The 19,386-nt window shown below is 71.2% G+C and carries 12 protein-coding genes; 9 read left to right on the top strand and 3 right to left on the bottom strand.

What is annotated here, in order from left to right:
- Nucleotides 1–14: 14 nt before the first annotated feature.
- Together ABZ098_RS24225 and ABZ098_RS24230 are read right to left on the bottom strand one after the other, a co-directional pair.
- On the bottom strand, nucleotides 15–749 hold the full coding sequence (locus ABZ098_RS24225) for an ABC transporter permease (RefSeq protein WP_356594370.1): 735 nt from the start codon (nucleotides 747–749) through the stop codon (nucleotides 15–17).
- Nucleotides 746–1,663 carry an ABC transporter ATP-binding protein gene (locus ABZ098_RS24230; protein WP_356594372.1) on the bottom strand — a complete coding sequence of 306 codons (918 nt, stop codon included), beginning with the start codon at nucleotides 1,661–1,663 and terminating at the stop codon, nucleotides 746–748. Before ABZ098_RS24230 ends, ABZ098_RS24225 begins: the two co-directional genes overlap by 4 nt.
- 227 nt (nucleotides 1,664–1,890) lie before the next feature.
- Here ABZ098_RS24230 and ABZ098_RS24235 point away from each other — a divergent pair, with 227 nt between their 5' ends.
- The 7 genes from ABZ098_RS24235 (at nucleotide 1,891) to ABZ098_RS24265 (ending at nucleotide 13,885) form a co-directional block, all read left to right on the top strand.
- Nucleotides 1,891–3,699, top strand: a complete 1,809-nt coding sequence (locus ABZ098_RS24235; RefSeq protein ID WP_356594374.1) for an ABC transporter ATP-binding protein — start codon at nucleotides 1,891–1,893, stop codon at nucleotides 3,697–3,699.
- Nucleotides 3,696–5,558 carry an ABC transporter ATP-binding protein gene (locus ABZ098_RS24240; RefSeq protein WP_356594376.1) on the top strand — a complete coding sequence of 621 codons (1,863 nt, stop codon included), beginning with the start codon at nucleotides 3,696–3,698 and terminating at the stop codon, nucleotides 5,556–5,558. The genes ABZ098_RS24235 and ABZ098_RS24240 overlap by 4 nt, the downstream gene beginning before the upstream one ends.
- A gap of 16 nt (nucleotides 5,559–5,574) precedes the next feature.
- Nucleotides 5,575–7,293, top strand: a complete 1,719-nt coding sequence (locus tag ABZ098_RS24245; protein ID WP_356594378.1) for an ABC transporter ATP-binding protein — start codon at nucleotides 5,575–5,577, stop codon at nucleotides 7,291–7,293.
- Nucleotides 7,290–9,116, top strand: a complete 1,827-nt coding sequence (locus ABZ098_RS24250) for an ABC transporter ATP-binding protein (protein WP_356594380.1) — start codon at nucleotides 7,290–7,292, stop codon at nucleotides 9,114–9,116. Before ABZ098_RS24245 ends, ABZ098_RS24250 begins: the two co-directional genes overlap by 4 nt.
- 189 nt (nucleotides 9,117–9,305) lie before the next feature.
- Nucleotides 9,306–11,354, top strand: coding sequence for a M4 family metallopeptidase (locus ABZ098_RS24255; protein WP_356594382.1), 2,049 nt, complete (start codon nucleotides 9,306–9,308; stop codon nucleotides 11,352–11,354).
- Nucleotides 11,355–11,636: 282 nt separating this feature from the next.
- Nucleotides 11,637–13,304, top strand: a complete 1,668-nt coding sequence (locus ABZ098_RS24260) for a M4 family metallopeptidase (protein ID WP_356594384.1) — start codon at nucleotides 11,637–11,639, stop codon at nucleotides 13,302–13,304.
- A 71-nt stretch (nucleotides 13,305–13,375) separates the two neighbouring features.
- Nucleotides 13,376–13,885: a DUF1990 domain-containing protein gene (locus ABZ098_RS24265; protein WP_356594386.1), complete on the top strand. Its 510-nt coding sequence runs from the start codon at nucleotides 13,376–13,378 to the stop codon at nucleotides 13,883–13,885.
- 31 nt (nucleotides 13,886–13,916) lie between these two features.
- Here the strand turns inward: ABZ098_RS24265 and ABZ098_RS24270 are convergent, their stop codons facing one another.
- Nucleotides 13,917–16,535, bottom strand: coding sequence for a glycosyltransferase family 1 protein (locus ABZ098_RS24270; protein ID WP_356594388.1), 2,619 nt, complete (start codon nucleotides 16,533–16,535; stop codon nucleotides 13,917–13,919).
- A 331-nt stretch (nucleotides 16,536–16,866) separates the two neighbouring features.
- Here ABZ098_RS24270 and ABZ098_RS24275 point away from each other — a divergent pair, with 331 nt between their 5' ends.
- Nucleotides 16,867–18,075, top strand: coding sequence for a S8 family peptidase (locus tag ABZ098_RS24275; RefSeq protein WP_356594390.1), 1,209 nt, complete (start codon nucleotides 16,867–16,869; stop codon nucleotides 18,073–18,075).
- A gap of 211 nt (nucleotides 18,076–18,286) precedes the next feature.
- On the top strand, nucleotides 18,287–19,386 hold a 1,100-nt coding region (locus ABZ098_RS24280; protein ID WP_356594392.1), incomplete at its 3' end, for a maltotransferase domain-containing protein.

The raw sequence follows: 19,386 nt of genomic DNA on the forward strand, positions 1-19,386 counted from the left end.
GCACGGCGCCTTCCTCACTCCCAGCGGAACCAGCGCGACGCGGCCGCGGTGAGCAGCACCGTCCAGGCGACCAGCACGCCCAGGTGGGTCCAGCCCGGCCAGTGCCCGGCCGCGGCCCGGTTCAGAGCCTCGGCGGCCGCGCCGAACGGCGTGTACCCGACGATCCGGGCGAGGACGTCCGGCATGGTCTGCACCGGCGCCCACACGCCCGCGCAGAACATCGCCGGGAAGAACACCGCGGATCCGATCGCGCCCGCCATCTTCGTGGTCCGGGACAGCGCGGAGACCACCGCGCCCAGCGCGAGGGCGGCCAGTACGGCCAGGACCAGCGCGAGCAGGTATCCGAGGACCTGCTCGGGCAGTCGTACGGCGAAGGCGAACCTGCCGACGGCGAGGGCGAGCAGCGCGGACGCCAGGGCGGCACCGCCGTAGACGGTCATCTGCGCGGTGAGCAGGGCGGTCGGGCGCACCGGGTTGGTGGACATGCGGCGCAGGATGCCGCGTTCGCGGTAGCCGGTGAGGGTCTGCGGCATCGACTGGAGGCCGCCGACGATCAGGCCGAGGAGCACGGCGACGGGGACGTAGACGTCGATCGTCCTGAGGCCGCCGAGGTCGGGGTCGTGGTTCCGGAAGGACGGGATCGAGCCGAGGATCACCAGGAGCAGGGTCGGGAACAGCAGGATCCAGAACAGGGCGCCGGGTTCGCGGCGGAAGAGCCGGACCTCGGTCCGCAGTACGGCGGTGTTCATGCCGTGGCCTCCTGGGTGTCGGTCCTCGTGAGGTCGAGGAACGCGTCGTCGAGGGTGGCGTCGACCACGCGGAGCTGGTGGGCGGTGAGGTGCCGGCGGGCGAGCAGGGTGATCACGGCGTTCACGGTCTCGTCGGTGCCGGACAGGGTGAGACGGCCGTCCCGGTCCTCGATCGAGGCGAGCGCGGGCAGGGTGTTGAGCTCGTGCGCGTCGAGCGGGGCGGACGGGGTGAAGCTGATGACGGTGGCGCCCGCCGAGCGCCGGATGAGCCCGGCCGGGGTGTCCAGGGCGGCGACCCGGCCCTGGTCGATCACGGCGATCCGGTCGCAGAGCCGCTGCGCCTCCTCCATGAAGTGGGTGACGAGCAGGACGGTCACGCCGTTCGCGCGGACGTCCTCGATCAGCTCCCAGGTGTCGCGGCGGGCGCGCGGATCGAGGCCGGTGGTCAGCTCGTCCAGGACCACGATCCGGGGGTTGCCGACGAGGGCGAGCGCGATGAACAGGCGCTGTTTCTGGCCACCGGAGAGCTTGCCGAACCGGGTGGTGAGCTTCTGGGCCAGCCCCAGCCGCTCGGCGAGCGGGCGCCAGTCGAGGGGCCTGTCGTAGAACGTGGAGTAGAGCTCCAGGGCCTCCCGGACGGTGAGCTTGGCCTGGAGTTCGCTCTCCTGGAGCTGGGCGCCCAGGACCCGGGCCACGCGCGCGTGGTCGGCGACGGGGTCGAGGCCGGTGACCCGGACGCGGCCCGCGTCGGGAATCCGCAGACCCTCGACGCACTCGACGGTGGTGGTCTTGCCGGCGCCGTTCGGGCCGAGGATCCCGAAGATCTCGCCCTCCTCGACGGCGAAGGAGACACCGTCGACGACGGCCCGGCCGCCGTAGGACTTGCGCAGTTCGCTGACTTCGATGACGGACATGGCCTCAGCGTCCCGGGCCGGGCCCCGCCGCCGCATCGCCCGTCGCGCTCGACCCGGCATCAACCGATCGGTGGATGCGGCCGTACGACCCCGCCGCCCGCCCCGGAACGGCCACCGCTTCCTGCTGTACGACCCCTCGAACACGCAGGTCGTAGGTCCATCGGCCGATTCCGGTCCGGCCAAAACTCGGTGGGCGTTGTCAGTGCCGATCCGTAGGCTCGCTGCTGATGTCCACGACACGTGCAACCACCAAGGACCGATCGGCCGTCAAGACCCTGCTGCGCCTGTGGCCGTATGTCCGGCCGGTCCGCGCGCGGCTGTTCACCGCCGCGTTCGTGGCGATCCTGGCCTCCTGTACGGGGCTGGTGATCCCACTCGTGCTGAAGTGGATGGTGGACGGCCCGATCGCCGACGGGGACACGGCGGGCGTGTGGCTCGGGGCGCTGTACCTGCTGCTGCTCGGGTTCGCGGAAGCGCTGCTGTTCGGGCTGCGGCGGTGGCTGGTGGCGCGGCCGCTCTCCCATGTCGAGGCGGAGATGCGGGCGGGCCTGTACCAGCACCTCCAGCGGCTCCCGGTGGCCTTCCACGACCGCTGGGCGTCCGGCCAGTTGCTGTCCCGGGCCACCACGGACCTCATGCTGCTGCGCATGTTCCTCGCCTTCCCGCTGACCTTCCTGCTGGTCAACAGCGTGACGATCCTGGTCGGCGTGATCATCATGCTGCTCCAGGACTGGACCTTGGGCCTGGTGATCCTCGGCCCCGCGATCCCCGTCGTCGTGACCTGCGTGATCTTCGAGAAGCGGTACCACCATGTGGCGCGACTCGCCCAGGACCAGGTCGGCGACCTCACGACGGTCGTCGAGGAGAGCGTGCTCGGCATCCGCATCATCAAGGGGTTCGGCCGGCACCGGTCGCAGGCGAGGGCCTTTCGCGACCTGTCCGGGAAGCTGCGCGGAACCGAGCTGCACAAGGCGCGGCTGCTGGCCACGATCTGGGGCGTGATCACCACCCTCCCGGAGGTGGCCATCGGAGCGGCGCTGGTCCTGGGCTGCGTGCAGGTGGCGGACGGGGAGTTGTCGGCGGGAACGCTCGTGGCCTTCCTGTCGACGGCCCTCGCGCTCAGGTGGCCGGTGGACTCGATCGGCTTCCTGCTGGCGATGAGCCAGGAGGCGGCGACGGCCACGGAGCGCTATTTCGAGGCGATGGACGAGGTACCGGAGCAGGAGAACGCGCCCTTCAGGGGCGCGGAGAACGGCGCGACCAGCCCCCACCGGCCCGCAGACGGCCTCCGGTTCCACGACGTCCGGTTCCGCTACCCCGACGCCCCCGAAGGCTCCCCACCCATCCTCGACCTGATCGACCTCCACATCCGCCCGGGCGAATCCATGGCCCTGGTCGGCGCGACCGGCAGCGGCAAGACCACCCTCACCGCCCTCATCCCCCGCCTGCACGAACTGACATCGGGCCGGATCACGCTCGACGGCGAGGACATCACCGCGATGTCCCGAAAAGAGCTGCGCTCGAAAGTCGCCGTCGCCTTCGAGGACCCCACCCTCTTCTCCACCAGCGTCGCCGACAACGTCCTCATGGGCGCCGACGAACAGGAGCTCGACCGCGCCCTCTCCGTCGCCCAGGCCGACTTCGTGCACGCCCTCCCCCAGGGCACCGGGACCCAGGTCGGCGAACAGGGCCTCAGCCTCTCCGGCGGCCAGCGCCAGCGCATCGCTCTCGCGCGGGCCGTCGTGGGCAAGCCGAGGTTCCTCGTCCTGGACGACCCGCTGTCCGCCCTGGACGTCCACACGGAGGCCGCGGTGGAGGCGGCGCTGCGGGACGTCCTGGCGGACACCACCGCCCTGATCGTCGCCCACCGCCCCTCCACCGTGCAGCTCGCCGACCGGGTCGCCCTGCTGTCGGACGGCCGCATCACGGCGGTCGGTACCCACCACGAACTCCTGCGCACGAACGCCGAGTACGCCCATCTGATGTCCGGGTCCGGGAATTCAGGGGACTCCGGGGAAGGGGAGGACGCCCGATGACGGCCCCCACGACGTCCGCGCCCACCGCGGACGAGGAACCCGGCCGGCCCGGGCCGCAGGGCACCGACGACGCCTTCGACCACGACCGCCTGCCCGCTCCCCCGGGCGCCACCGCCCTCCTGCTGCGCTCCCTGCTCGCCCCCATGAAGGCACGGGTCACGGTGACGACCCTTCTGCTGCTGCTCCAGCAGGCGGCCGTGCAGGCGGGTCCGCTGCTGGTGGCGTACGCCATCGACCACGCGGTGCCCGCGTTCCGGGACCACGACCACGGCCCGCTGATCGCGGTGGGTGCCGGCTACCTGCTGTGCGCGCTGGCCTCCGGCGGGCTCCAGTACGCGTTCATCCTGGCCTCCGCGCGCGTCAACCAGGACGTGCTGCTCGACCTGCGCGGCCGGATCTTCCGCCACGCGCAGGCGCTGAGCATCGACTTCCACGAGCGCTACACCTCGGGCCGGCTGATCTCGCGTTCGACGACGGACGTGGAGTCGCTGCGCGAACTGCTCGACGAGGGCCTGCAGGAACTCGTCACCGTCATCCTGTCGTTCCTCTACATCTCCGCCCTGCTGCTCTGGCTGGACCTCGGGCTCGGCGCGGTCGCGGTGGCGTCCCTGGTCCCGCTGTACCTGCTCGTGCGGGTCTACCGGCGGCGCGCGGGCCGGGTCTACCGGAAGCGGTCGACCGCGATCGCCGCCGTGATCGTCAAGTTCGTGGAGACGATGAACGGCATCCGCCCGGTGCGCGCGTTCCGCCGCGAGGCCGCCAACGACGCCGACTTCGCCGTGCTGAACAAGCGGCACGAGCGGGTCAACGGCGACGCGCTCCTGGAGATGGCCCGCTATGTCGTCGGGTCCCGGCTGGTCGCCAACACGGCCGTCGCGGGGATCGTGCTGTGGGGCGCCTACCGGGTGGCTGAGGGCTCGCTGGAGTTGGGGGTGCTGGCGGCCGCGGTGCTGTACCTGCGGCGGCTGTACGACCCGATCGACCGGCTCGGGATGTTCCTGAACTCCTACCAGTCGGCGGCGGCCTCCCTGGAGAAGATCGCGGGCCTGCTCGCCCAGACCCCGACCGTGCCGGAGCCGTCGGTTCCACGGCAACTCCCGGCGCTCGGGTCCTCGGACCGTCCCGGCCGCGAGGTCGTCTTCGAGGGTGTCTCGTTCGGCTACCGCACCGGCGGCGAGGTGCTCCCCCGTTTCGACCTCACCCTGCCCGCCGGGCAGACGGTCGCGGTGGTCGGCTCGACCGGCGCCGGGAAGTCCACCCTGGCCAAGCTGCTGGCCCGCTTCTACGACCCCTCCGGCGGCCGGGTCCTGCTCGACGGCGTCGACCTGCGCGAGCTCGCGATGCCCGAACTGCGGCGCGGGGTGGTCATGGTGACGCAGGAGGCGTTCCTGTTCTCCGGCACGGTCGCCGAGAACATCGCGATCGGCCGCCCGGACGCCGGCCGCGAGGAGATCGAGCGGGCCGCGAAGGCGATCGGGGCGCACGACTTCATCAGCGCGCTGCCCGACGGCTACGACACGGACGTACGCAAACGCGGCGGCCGCATCTCGGCGGGCCAGCGTCAACTGGTCGCCTTCGCACGGGCGTTGCTCGCCGATCCGGCGGTGCTGATCCTGGACGAGGCGACCAGTTCGCTCGACGTCCCGGGCGAGCGGGCCGTGCAGCGCGCGATGGCGACGGTCCTGAAGGGCCGTACGGCCGTGGTGATCGCGCACCGCCTGTCGACCGTGGAGATCGCCGACCGGGTCCTCGTCATGGAGCACGGCAGGATCGTCGAGGACGGCACACCGGCCGAACTCGTCGCGGGCACGGGCCGGTTCGCGGATCTGCACCGGGCGTGGCGGGACAGTCTCGCGTGAACGAGCGGGGGGACGTGTGATCGACGCGTACGAGGATCCCGGCACGCCGGACGTCCGCGGTGGCTGGCGTTATCTGTGGTGGCTGGTGCGCTGCCAGCCGGGGCGGTCCGTGGCCGGTGCGCTGCTGGGCAGCTCCTGGATGGTGCTGCTGGCGGCGACGCCGTACCTGATGGCGAAGGCGATCGACGAGGGTCTGGAGCCGGGCGACTGGGCGGCGCTGGCCGGCTGGAGCTTCGCGCTGTTCGCGGTCGGTTCGTTCAACGCCTGGCTGAGCATCATGCGGCACCGCACGATGACCCGGGTGCGGATGGACGCCAACTTCCGCACGGTCAAGGTGGTCGTCGGGCAGGCGGTCCGTCTCGGTGCCGCGCTCTCGCGCCGGACCGGGGCCGGGGAGGTCGTCACGATCGGCGTGGGCGACGTGCAGACGATCGCCCAGGCCCTGACCGTCGTCGGCCCGGGCGTCGGCGCGTGCGTCGCCTATCTGACGGTGGCCGCCCTGCTGGTGTCGGTCTCCCCGGTCCTCGCGACCGTGGTCCTCCTCGGCATCCCGGCGATCGTCCTCCTCGTCGGCCCCTTTTTGTCCCGCCTCCAGGGCGCCGAGACGGAGTACCGCGACCGGCAGGGCGTCCTCACCGCCCGCATCGCCGACCTCGCGGGCGGCCTGCGCGTCCTCAACGGCCTGGGCGGCAAGAGCCTGGTCGCCGACGCCTTCCACCGCGACAGCCGGCACCTGCGGGCCCAGGGCTACCGGGTCGGCGCGGTCACCAGCTGGGTCCAGGCCCTCGGCGTGGGCCTGCCCACCCTGTTCCTCGCCGTGGTCACCTGGCTCGCGGCCCGCCTGGCCGCCCAGGGGGACATCAGCGTGGGCGAGTTGGTCGCGGTGTACGGCTATGTCGCGGTCCTGGTGGGCCCGGTGGCGTTCTGGGTGGAGTGCGGGTACCAGCTCAGCCGGGGTGTGGTCGCGGCGAGGCGGGTCGTACGGTTCCTGCGTCTGGAGCCCTTGGAGGACCGGGGCACACGAGACGCTCCCGCGGAGCCCTCGGTGCTGCACGACCCGGAGTCGGGGGTGAGCATTCTCCCGGGCCGCCTGACGGCACTGGCCTCGGCACACCCGGCGGACGCGGCGACGATCCTGGACCGCCTGGCCCGCTACACCCCGTCACGGGCGACCTGGGCCGGAGTCCCCCTGGACGAGATCAGGCTGCCGCAGGTCAGGGAGCACATCCTGCTGGCGGACCACGAGGCGGACCTGTTCGCGGGAAACCTACGTGAGGTAATCGCGCCCTTCAGGGGCGCGGGGAACTGCGCGATCAGCCACGACGAACTCGCAGCCGCCCTGCACGCAGCCGTGGCAGACGACATCGCGCAGGGTCTCCCGGACGGCCTCGACTCCCCCATCGACGCCCAGGCCCGCAACCTCTCCGGCGGCCAACGCCAACGCATCCGACTGGTACGGGCCCTCCTCGCGAACCCGGAAGTCCTCCTCGCCGTAGAACCCACCTCCGCCCTGGACGCCCACACAGAAGCCCTCGTGGCCGAACGCCTGCGTGAGGCAAGAGACGGCCGTACAACAGCCGTCACCACCACCTCCCCCCTCGTCCTGGACCACGCCGACACGGTCCTCTACCTGGTCGACGGCAAGCTCGCGGCGACCGGAACCCATCAGGAACTCCTCACCACGGAACCGGGATACCGCGCCCTTGTCGCCCGAGACGCGGAGGTCATGAAGTGAGCAGGAGCCATCTCCCGGTGGCCGACCAGGCCGCCGTACGGCGCGCCTCCGTCCGGCTGATCCGCAAGGACACCCGCGCCTTCACCGCCGTCCTCGCCCTGAACGCGCTCGCCGCCCTCACCGGACTGGCCGGCCCCTGGCTGCTGGGCCGGATCATCGACGAGGTGCGCGCCGGGAGCGGTGTCACCGCTGTGGACCGGCTCGCGGCCGTCCTCGTGGTGTGCGCGTGCACCCAGCTCCTCCTCGCCCGCTGGGCCCGCTATGTCGGCCACCGCTTCGGCGAACGCACCCTGGCCCGGGTCCGCGAGGAGTTCGTGGACCGCACGCTCGCCCTGCCCGCCTCCGTCGTGGAACGCGCCGGGACCGGTGACCTCACCGCCCGCGGCACCGCCGATGTCGCCACCGTCGGCACCACGCTCCGTGACGCCGGACCCGAACTGCTCATCAACTCCGTGCAGTTCCTGTTCCTGCTCGGCGCGGTGTTCTTCCTGGACCCGCTGCTGGGCGCGGTCGGCGTGTTCGGTCTGCTGCCGATCTGGTTCGTCCTGCGCTGGTACCTGCGCCGGGCGCGGGACGGCTATCTGGCCGAGGGCGAGGCCACCTCCGACGTCGCCGAGATCCTCGCGGCCACCGCGTCCGGCGCCCGCACGGTCGAGGCGCTGCGGCTCCAGGAGCGGCGCGTGAGGGCGAGCCGGGACGCCCTCGACACGGCCCGCCGCACCCGCCTGTACACCCTCTACCTGCGCAGTGTGTTCTTCCCGGTGGTGGAGGTGGCGTACATCCTGCCGGTGGCCGGCGTGCTCCTGGTCGGCGGAATGCTGCACGCGCGGGGCGTGATGAGCCTGGGTTCGGTCGTGGCGGCCGCCCTGTACCTCCAGCAACTGGTCAACCCGCTCGACCAGATCCTCGTGCGGGTCGAACAACTCCAGTCCAGTAGCGCCTCGTTCGCCCGGGTCGAGGGCCTCGCCGCGGCACCGCGGGCCGACTCCAAGGCCTCGCCCGTCCCCGCCGGAGACCGCATCGACGTGACCGGCGTGCGCTACTCCTACGGCCGCGGCGGCGAGGTCCTGCACGGCGTCGACCTGACCGTGCGCCCCGGCGAACGGCTCGCGGTGGTCGGCCCGTCGGGCGCGGGGAAGACCACGCTCAGCAGGCTGCTGGCCGGGGTCGACGCGCCCACGTCGGGCTCGGTGACCGTCGGGGGCGTGCCGGTCGTCGGCCTGGACCCCGAGCAGCTGCGCCGCCAGGTCGTCCTGGTCACCCAGGAGCACCACGTGTTCCTGGGGACGGTCCGCGACAACCTCCTCATCGCCGCACCCGGCGCCGGGGACGAAGAGTTGTGGTCCGCCTTGACCGCCGTAGGGGCCGACGGGTGGGTGCGGGAGCTGCCCGAGGGACTCGACACCCCGCTCGGCGAGGACGGTTGCCGCACGGACGGTTCTCAGGCGCAGCAACTCGCCCTGGCGCGCGTGGTGTTGGCGGACCCGCACACGCTGATCCTCGACGAGGCGACCGCGCTCCTCGATCCCACGACCGCCCGGCACACCGAGCGCGCCCTGGGTGCCGTGCTCGAAGGACGCACGGTCATCGCGATCGCGCACCGGCTGCACACCGCGCACGACGCCGACCGGGTGGCGGTGATGGAGAACGGCCTGCTGACCGAACTCGGCACGCACGAGGAGCTGGTGGCGGCGGACGGGGCGTACGCGGCGCTGTGGGGCTCGTGGCACGGGGACCGGCCCCCGGGTGTCCGACCCAGGTGGAAAGTCCGTATAACGAACATGAACTCCCGGACAACGAACGATTTCCGGCCAACTTTCTGACGCGCTCCTGACAGTACGGGCTTTCCGGTGCCACTCTTCCCACGGCCGCTTCACAGCAACCTCACAGATCTCTCGCTGTGTTCTGATCCGCGGCCACCTGCACCTCGTTCCGCGTACCGCCCGGACGGTCGACCCACCGTCCGGTCTCCCCTGGCCGCGTGATCCGCGGCCGCGCAGAAGGAGTCAGTGTTGAGAGACAGTTCCTCCCACAGACGCACCCCCCACACCCTGCACCGCAAGGCCGCCGCCGTGGCCCTCGTCGGTGTCTCGGCCCTGATCGCCGCGGCCGTCCAGTCGGGCGCCGCCACCGCAGCCCCGGAGAAGGCACCGTCGGCCGCGAGCAAGGCGATCCCGGGCGCCGAGTCCCTCAAGCTCACCCCCGCCCAGCGCGCCGAGCTGATCCGCGAGGCGAACGCCACCAAGGCGGACACCGCCGACAAGCTCGGCCTCGGCGCCAAGGAGAAGCTGGTCGTCCGTGACGTCGTCAAGGACGGCAACGGCACGGTCCACACCCGCTACGAGCGCACCTACGACGGCCTGCCCGTCCTCGGCGGCGACCTCGTCGTGGAGACCACGAAGTCCGGCGCGACCGAGGGCGTCGTCAAGGCGACGAACAAGACCATCAAGGTCGCCTCGGTGACACCGAAGGTCACCGCGGCCAAGGCGTCGGCGCAGGCGCTGAAGGCCGCAAAGGCGGCGGGCGCTGACAAGGCCGACACCAACCGCGCCCCCCGCAAGGTGATCTGGGCCGGCAACGGCACCCCGACCCTGGCGTACGAGACGGTCGTGGGCGGTCTCCAGGAGGACGGCACGCCGAACGAGCTGCACGTCATCACCGACGCGGCGACCGGCGCGAAGCTCTACGAGTACCAGGGCATCGAGACCGGCACCGGCAACACCATGTACAGCGGAACGGTCACCCTCGGCACCACCCAGTCCGGGTCGACGTACAACCTGACCGATGGGGCACGCGGCGGCCACAAGACGTACAACCTCAACCGCGGCACCTCCGGCACCGGCACCCTCTTCTCGGGCGCGGACGACATCTGGGGCAACGGCAGCGCCTCCAACACGGAGACGGCCGGCGCGGACGCGCACTACGGTGCCGCGCTCACGTGGGACTACTACAAGAACGTGCAGGGGCGTTCGGGCATCCGCGGTGACGGGGTCGGGGCGTACTCCCGGGTCCACTACGGCAACAACTACGTCAACGCGTTCTGGTCGGACAGCTGCTTCTGCATGACGTACGGCGACGGGTCGGGCAACACCCACCCGCTGACGTCGATCGACGTGGCCGGTCACGAGATGACCCACGGCGTCACGTCGAACACCGCGGGGCTCAACTACTCGGGCGAGTCCGGCGGTCTGAACGAGGCGACCTCCGACATCTTCGGCACGGCCGTCGAGTTCTACGCCAACAACTCCTCCGACGTCGGTGACTACCTCATCGGCGAGGAGATCGACATCAACGGCGACGGCACGCCGCTGCGCTACATGGACAAGCCGAGCAAGGACGGTTCGTCCAAGGACAGTTGGTACTCGGGGATCGGGTCGGTGGACGTCCACTACTCGTCCGGCCCGGCGAACCACTTCTTCTACCTCCTGTCGGAGGGCAGCGGCACCAAGACCATCAACGGTGTCACCTACAACTCCTCGACCTCGGACGGTCTTCCGGTCACCGGCATCGGCCGGGACAAGGCGGAGAAGATCTGGTTCCGCGCGCTGACCACGAAGTTCACGTCGACGACGAACTACGCGGGCGCCCGCACCGGCACCCTCGCGGCGGCGGGTGAGCTGTACGGCACGACGAGCGCCGAGTACACGGCCGTGGCGAACGCCTGGGCGGGCGTGGCGGTCGGCTCGCGTCCCGGCGGTGGCGGCGGTGGCGGCACCTCGTTCGAGTCGACCACCGACGTATCGATTCCGGACAACGGGGCGGCGGTCAACTCGCCGATCACCGTGACCGGGCGTACCGGCAACGCGCCCTCGAACCTCGCGGTCGCGGTCGACATCGTGCACACCTACATCGGTGACCTCCGGGTGCAGCTGATCGCCCCCGACGGCACGGCGTACACGCTGAAGGCCTACGGCACCGGCGGCAGCACGGACAACCTCAACACCACGTACACGGTGAACGCCTCGTCCGAGGTCGCCAACGGGACCTGGCAGTTGCGGGTCCAGGACAACGCGGCCCAGGACACCGGCTACATCAACAGCTGGAAGCTGACCTTCCCGTAGGTCGCTTCCGCTCGGTCAGGGCGCCGTCCCGGTGGTTCGACTCCCCGGGGCGGCGCCCTCTTTTTGCCAGCCCATGACCGATGCCTTGTTGGGCCTTTGCCCAGCTCAACTCGCTTTACACGGCGGCAATATTCACCTGCTCGTCGACTTTCGGCCAACATCACTTGAGGGTCATGACATGTACGCGCCTTGATGCCACGCTTCCTCACAACCGCCGCACAACTTCACAACCACCCCGGAAGGCACCCCACGCCGTCCGGGCTCCCCCACGAAGGAGCTTGTGTGACCCCCCTCTACGCGCGTCACAAGCGCACCACCCTGGCCATCGCCACCGCCGTCGCGGCCGGGGCCCTTCTCACCACCGGTCTGACCACCGGAAGTGCCGCCGCCGTGACCCCGGCCGAAGGCACCGGAAAGGTCACCCCCGCGGGCGCCCCGGTCCAGCTCTCCGCGGCCGCGCGCACCTCCCTCATCAAGGAGCAGCAGGCCGACGCCGGCACCACGGCCGAGCAGATAGGCCTCGGCGCCAAGGAGAAGCTGGTCGTCAAGGACGTCGTCAAGGACGCCGACGGCACCGTCCACACCCGCTACGAGCGCACCTACGACGGCCTGCCCGTCCTCGGCGGCGACCTGATCGTCCACGAGTCGAAGTCCGGTGCGACCGAGGGCGTCTCCAAGGCGACGAACAAGACCATCAAGGTCGCCTCCCTGACCCCGAAGCTCTCGGTCGCCAAGGCCGAGACGCAGGCGCTCACCGCCGCCAAGGCCGCGGGCTCGGACAGAGCCGCCGCCGACGGCGCGCGCAAGGTGATCTGGGCCGGCTCGGGCACCCCCGTCCTCGCCTACGAGACGATCGTCGGCGGCTTCCAGGACGACGGCACCCCGAACCAGCTGCACGTCATCACCGACGCGGCCACCGGCAAGAAGCTCTACGAGTACCAGGGCATCGAGAACGCGACGGGTACCGGCAAGAGCCTGTACTCGGGCACGGTCAGCCTCAGCACCACGCAGTCCGGCTCGACGTACAACCTCACCGACGCCACGCGCGGCAACCACAAGACGTACAACAAGGCGCACGGGACCAGCTCCTCCGCGGGCACCCTGTTCACGGACGCCGACAACGTCTGGGGCACCGGGGCCGCCTCCAGCTCCACGACCGACCAGACGGCGGCCGTGGACGCGGCCTACGGCGCGGCGGAGACCTGGGACTTCTACAAGTCCACGTTCGGCCGCAGCGGCATCAAGAACAACGGTGTCGCGGCCTACTCCCGGGTCCACTACGGCAACGCGTACGTCAACGCGTTCTGGGACGACAGCTGCTTCTGCATGACGTACGGCGACGGCGAGGGCAACGTCAACCCGCTCACCTCGCTGGACGTGGCCGGCCACGAGATGAGCCACGGCGTCACCTCGAACACGGCGGGCCTGAACTACTCGGGCGAGTCCGGCGGCCTCAACGAGGCGACCTCGGACATCTTCGGCACGGGTGTGGAGTTCTACGCGGCCAACTCCAACGACGTCGGTGACTACCTCATCGGCGAGGAGATCGACATCAACGGCGACGGCACCCCGCTGCGCTACATGGACAAGCCCAGCAAGGACGGCGGCTCGGCGGACTCCTGGTCCTCCTCCGTCGGCAGCAAGGACGTCCACTACTCGTCCGGCGTCGCGAACCACTTCTTCTACCTCCTCGCGGAGGGCAGCGGCGCGAAGACGATCAACGGCGTGTCCTACAACTCGCCCACGTCCAACGGCTCCACGGTCACCGGCATCGGCCGCGCCAAGGCGCTCCAGATCTGGTACAAGGCGCTGACGACGTACTTCACGTCGACGACCAACTACAAGGCGGCCCGCACCGGCACGCTCTCGGCGGCGTCGGCCCTGTACGGCTCCACCAGCGCCGAGTACAAGGCGGTGGCGGCGGCCTGGTCGGCGGTCAACGTCAGCTAGCGGTCCCCAGGGTCTGACGGGCGGTACCCGGAACGAAGGCATTTCCGGGTGCCGCCCTACTCTTGGGTCCCATGTCCTTCACGTACGACGACGTCGGCGCCACCCGGCGGAGCGGATTCTGCCCGCCCGGCTTCCACCCCCTGCACGTCCGCACGCGCATCGGCGAGGGCCACGACGTCTTCAGGAAGGCCTCCGAGGCGGTCCTGACCTGGGAGATGCACCGCGCGCTCGGCGTGGGCATAGACGCCACCGCGGACCGCGCGGCCCCCGACGTGGATGTCACCGTCACTCTCGCCGGAGTCATCAAGGCCCCCTGCCGGGTGGTCTGGACGGTCGAGGAACACCGCCGCGCCGGCTGGGCCTACGGCACCCTGACCGGCCACCCCGAATGCGGCGAGGAGTCCTTCGTCGTCGACCGCACCGGCGACGGCACGGTATGGCTGACGGTGTCGGCCTTCAGCCGCGGCGCCAAGTGGTACTCCCGGGCGGGGGGCCCGGCGACCCGGGGACTCCAGCACGCGTACGCACGCCGATGCGGGGCCGTCCTGCGCAAACTGACCGGCGAAGAGGACGCGGGCTGAGCCACGAGGCCTCGGCCCGCGCCCCCGTCGTTCACCGCATCAACACCCCCGCCCCCTCCGCCACGTCCTCCGAAGGCACCGCCACCACCCCCAACTCCGCGCCCGAAGCCAGCAGTCGATGGGACGGCAGGATGCGGACCGTGTAGCCGAAGGGCCCTGTGCGGTCCAGGGACAGCGGGCCCTCGTAGACCCAGCGGCCCTCCGGGTCCGGGCCGCCGACCGGCTTCAGCGGGACCGTCGACGCGTCCGCGATGCGGTCCTCCTCGTCCACGCGGCCGGAGACCGCCTGGACCTCCACGTCGTCGGGGCCGAGGGCGCCGAGGCCGACATGGACCCGGAGACCGAGCGTGGTGCCGAGTTCGGCCGTGGTCGTCGCGGCCGTGGTCTCCACGTGGTCGACCGTCACACCGTGCCACTCGTCCCGCACCCTGGCCTTCCACTCCGCCAGTTCACGTGCCGCGTCCGGGGCCATCGTGCGGTGGGCATGGGCCGCGGGGGCGTACAGGCGCTCGACGTACTCGCGGACCATCCGGCCGGCCAGGACCTTCGGACCGAGGAGGGTCAGGGTCTGGCGGACCATCTCGATCCAGCGGTCGGGCAGGCCGCCCTGGCCGCGCTCGTAGAAGCGGGGGGTCACCCGCTGTTCGAGGAGGTCGTAGAGGGCGTCGGCCTCTATGTCGTCACGGCGGTCGGGGTCGGTCCCCACGCCGTCGGCCGTCGGGATCGCCCAGCCGAAGTCCGGCTGGAACCACTCGTCCCACCAGCCGTCCAGGACGGAGAGGTTGAGGCAGCCGTTCAGGGCCGCCTTCATCCCGCTCGTCCCGCACGCCTCCAGCGGCCGCAGCGGGTTGTTGAGCCAGATGTCGCAGCCCGGGTACAGCTTCTGCGCCATCGCCATGCCGTAGTCGGGCAGGAAGACGATCCGGTGCCGGACCCGCGGGTCGTCCGCGAACCGCACCAGCTCCTGGACCAGCCGCTTGCCGCCGTCGTCCGCCGGGTGCGCCTTGCCCGCCACCACGATCTGGATCGGACGCTCGGGGTGCAGGAGCAGGTCCATCAGACGGTCGCGGTCCCGCAGCATGAGGGTGAGGCGCTTGTACGACGGGACGCGGCGCGCGAATCCGATCGTGAGGACGTCGGGGTCGAGGACGCCGTCGATCCAGCCCAACTCCGCCGTACCGGCCCCGCGTTGCCGCCAGGAGGCGCGCAGCCGGTCCCGCACCTCCTCCACCAGCTGCTCGCGCAGGGAGCGGCGCAGGTCCCAGATGTCCTGGTCGGGGATGTCCCCCACGGCGTCCCAGCGGTCCGAGCCGCCGACGGTCAATGCGTCCTCGGTGCGCTGGGCGCCGATCTGCCGGGCGCCTAGCCGGAACACCTCGGGCGCCACCCAGGTCGGGGCGTGCACCCCGTTGGTCACGGAGGTGATCGGCACCTCCTCCGGGTCGAATCCCGGCCAGAGTCCGGAGAACATCTCCCGGCTGACCTGCCCGTGCAACAGCGAGACCCCGTTGGCGCGTTGGGCCAGGCGCAGGCCCATCACGGCCATGTTGAAGAGGTTGGGCTCGCCCCCCGGGTAGGTCTCCATGCCGAGGGCGAGGATGCGGCCCACGTCCATGCGCGGGAGCTCGGCGTCGGGGCCGAAGTGCCGGGCGACCAGTTCGCGGTCGAAGCGGTCGATGCCGGCCGGGACGGGGGTGTGGGTGGTGAACACGGTCCCGGCGCGGACCGCCTCCAGGCCCGAGTCGAAGTCCAGCCCCTGGTCGCAGAGTTCGGCGATGCGCTCCAGACCGAGGAACCCGGCGTGCCCCTCGTTGGTGTGGAAGACCTCGGGCTCGGCGTGGCCGCTGAGCCGGCAGTACGTCCGTACGGCCCGGACGCCCCCTATGCCGAGGAGCATCTCCTGGAGGAGCCGGTGCTCGCTGCCGCCGCCGTACAACCGGTCGGTCACCCCGCGTTCGCCGAGGTCGTTCTCCTCGACGTCGGAGTCCAGCATCAGCAGGGGCACCCGGCCGACCTGGGCGAGCCAGATCCGGGCGTGCAGCTGCCTGCCGCCGGGCAGGGCCAGCGACACCTGGGCCGGGGTGCCGTCGGCCTCCCTCAGCAGCGCCACCGGCAGCTCGTTGGGGTCCAGGACCGGATAGTGCTCCTGCTGCCAGCCGTCCCGGGACAGGGACTGGCGGAAGTAGCCGTGGCGGTACAGCAGGCCCACACCGATCAGCGGGACGCCCAGGTCGCTGGCGGCTTTCAGATGGTCGCCCGCCAGGATGCCCAGCCCGCCGGAGTACTGCGGCAGGGCGGCCGTGACGCCGAACTCGGGCGAGAAGTAGGCGACGGCGGCGGGGAGTTCACCGGTGTGGGCCTGGTACCAGCGCTCACCGGTGACGTAGTCGTGGAGATCGTCGGCGACCGCGGTGAGCCGGCGCAGGAAGGGTTGGTCCTCGGCGAGTTCGGCGAGCCGGGCGGGGCGCACGCTGCCGAGCAGCCGTACGGGATCACCGCCCGAGGCGGCCCAGTGCTCGGGGTCGACGGACTGGAACAGATCACGGGTCTCCGCGTGCCAGGACCAGCGCAGATTGCGCGCCAGATCGCTCAGGGGCCGCAGGGCATCGGGGAGTACGGGTCGGACGGTGAATCGACGAATCGCCTTCACATTCCACCTCGGCGAGCGTGCGGAGTGGGACGCACGGCGGTGTGCGTCCCGGTTTCAGCCTCGAAGGTATCCGGGCGGAGGGCTCGTCACCACGGCGCAGTTCACGGCAGAAGGCCGTGTCGCCGCCAAGCCGTTCCGCATCGAACAGTCCGGAAATCGCCGCAACCTCCCTACGTCTCCCCTGGCCGATATGGCCGATTACACCCCCGTAGGCGTCCTTGTGGTACTTCACACCACACGAGAGGCTTCCCCATGGCGTACCCGCCGACGCCGGGTGCATCCCGGCGGGTCCCGGCCGGCGTACGCCGCGTCGAGGAGGGGATTCCAAGTCATGGCACGGACGCGAGATCGGCGTCTGCGCTGGGTGGGGGGCCTGACCGCGGTGAGCTGTGCCGCCGCGCTTTCGGCCATTTCCCCACCCGCGCACGCCGCACCGGAGGGGCGGATACTCGGCGCCGGAGAGGCCGGTTCCGTCAGCGGGAGTTACCTGGTGACACTCAAGGGGGGAACGACGGCCCGGTCGGCGGCCGGAAAAGACCTCGCCGAGAAGTACGGGGCGAGAATCAGCCATACCTACGGCACGGTACTCAACGGGTACGCGATCCGGGCCGACGAGAGACAGGCCCGGCGGCTCGCGGCGGACACCCGGGTCGCCTCGGTCGTCCAGGATTTCCGGGTGACCCTGGAGGGCACCCAGAAGAACCCGCCGTCGTGGGGTCTCGACCGCGTGGACCAGCCGAAGCCGGCGCTGGACAGGACCTACTCCTGGCCGCGGTCCGCGGGCGCCGGGACGACGGTGTACGTGATCGACACCGGCATCCGCATCTCCCACAAGGACTTCGGGGGCCGGGCGCGTTACGGCTGGGACTTCGTCGGGGACGACCGGTCGGCGGGGGACGGCAACGGCCACGGCACCCACGTGGCGGCCACTGTCGCAGGCACCGGTTACGGCGTCGCCAAGAAGGCCGAGGTGGTTGCCGTACGCGTCCTCGACAACGCCGGAGCGGGCACGACCGCCCAGGTCATCGCCGGTGTCGACTGGGTGACGAGGCACGCGCGGAAGCCGGCCGTCGCCAACCTCAGCCTGGGCGGCGCCCACAGTGCCCCGCTGGACGCCGCCGTGCGCACCTCCATCGCCTCCGGGGTGACGTACACGGTTGCCGCGGGCAACGACGGACTGCCGGCCGGGCTCTACTCGCCCGCCGGGGTGCCCCAGGCGATCACGGTCGGCGCGACCGACAGGAGCGACAGGCGGGCGGGCTTCTCGAACTACGGCTCGGCCGTCGACCTGTTCGCGCCGGGAGTCTCGGTCACCTCGGCGGGGATCACCGGCGACACCGCCAGGGCTACCTCCTCGGGCACGTCGATGGCGACCCCGCACGCGGCGGGCGCGGCCGCGCTGTACCTGGCCGACCATCCGAGGGCCACTCCGGCACAGGTCGGCAAAGCGCTGGTGAAACTGGCGGCCACCGGGAAGGTGTCCGGTCGGGGGGCCGGTTCACCGGACAAGCTCCTCCAGGTGCCCGGTTCCCAGGGGTGAGCGTCCGCTGTCCGGCCCCGTTCGGCCAGAACGGGGCCGGATTTGTGTAAAGACATACGCGTGAGTAGTTAGCAAAGTGCCGGATTGCCCACCCGAATAGGGTGGGAAGGCTCCTCCGGTACACGGCTCAGGTAGGTTCACTGGGACGCCACGCAGGACCCCCTCCCCACATCCATCCGCCCACCCGAAGTTGACGCGGACAGGAGCGGTCATGCCCGCCACGCACCACTCGTCAGCACCCCTGACGTCCAGCACCGAAGCAACCACCACGCGCCCCGCCGACCCCGGACCACCGCCCCGGGAGCGACCCTCCACGGAAGCGGTACCGGCTCCGGCCGTCGGGCGCATACCCGTCCTCGACGTCCGCCCGGTCGTCCAGCGCGGACGCCGGCCCGCCAAGGCGGTCACCGGCGAGACGTTCGAGATCTCGGCCACCGTGTTCCGTGAGGGTCATGACGCGGTCGCCGCCAATGTCGTACTGAAGGATCCGGAAGGCCGCGCCGGACCCTGGACCCCCCTGCGGGAACTGGCCCCGGGCACCGACCGCTGGGGCGCCACCGTCACCGCCGGCACCCCCGGCCTGTGGACCTTCACCGTCGAGGCCTGGGGTGATCCGATCACCACCTGGCGCCACCACGCTCAGATCAAGATCCCCGCCGGCATGGACACCGAACTGGTCCTGGAGGAGGGCGCCCGGCTCTACGAACGGGCCGCGGCCGGAGTCCCCGACGACGGGCGCAACGGCGTGATCCTGGCGGCCATCCGCGCCCTCCGCGACGAGACCCGGCCGGCCGCCTCCCGCCTCGCCGCCGCGCTGACGCCCGAGGTGGACGCGGTGCTGGCGCAGTTCCCGCTGCGGGAGTTGATCACGGCGTCGGAGTCGTTGCCGCTGCTGGTGGAGCGGGAGCGGGCGCTGTTCGGCTCGTGGTACGAGTTCTTCCCGCGCTCGGAGGGCACCCCGGAGCAGCCGCACGGCACGTTCCGCACGGCGGCGCGCCGGCTGCCGGCGATCGCCGCGATGGGTTTCGACGTGGTGTACCTGCCGCCGATCCACCCGATCGGGACCACGTTCCGCAAGGGCCGCAACAACACGCTGTCCGCCGGGCCGGACGACGTGGGCGTGCCGTGGGCGATCGGCTCGCCGGAGGGCGGCCATGACGCGGTCCACCCGGATCTGGGCACGATCGAGGACTTCGACTGGTTCGTGCGGGAAGCGAAGGGGCTGGGTCTGGAGATCGCGCTGGACTTCGCCCTGCAGTGCTCCCCGGACCATCCGTGGGTGCACAAGCATCCGGAGTGGTTCCATCACCG

This window comes from Streptomyces sp. NPDC006335, assembly GCF_040612795.1.
Taxonomy (GTDB): domain Bacteria; phylum Actinomycetota; class Actinomycetes; order Streptomycetales; family Streptomycetaceae; genus Streptomyces.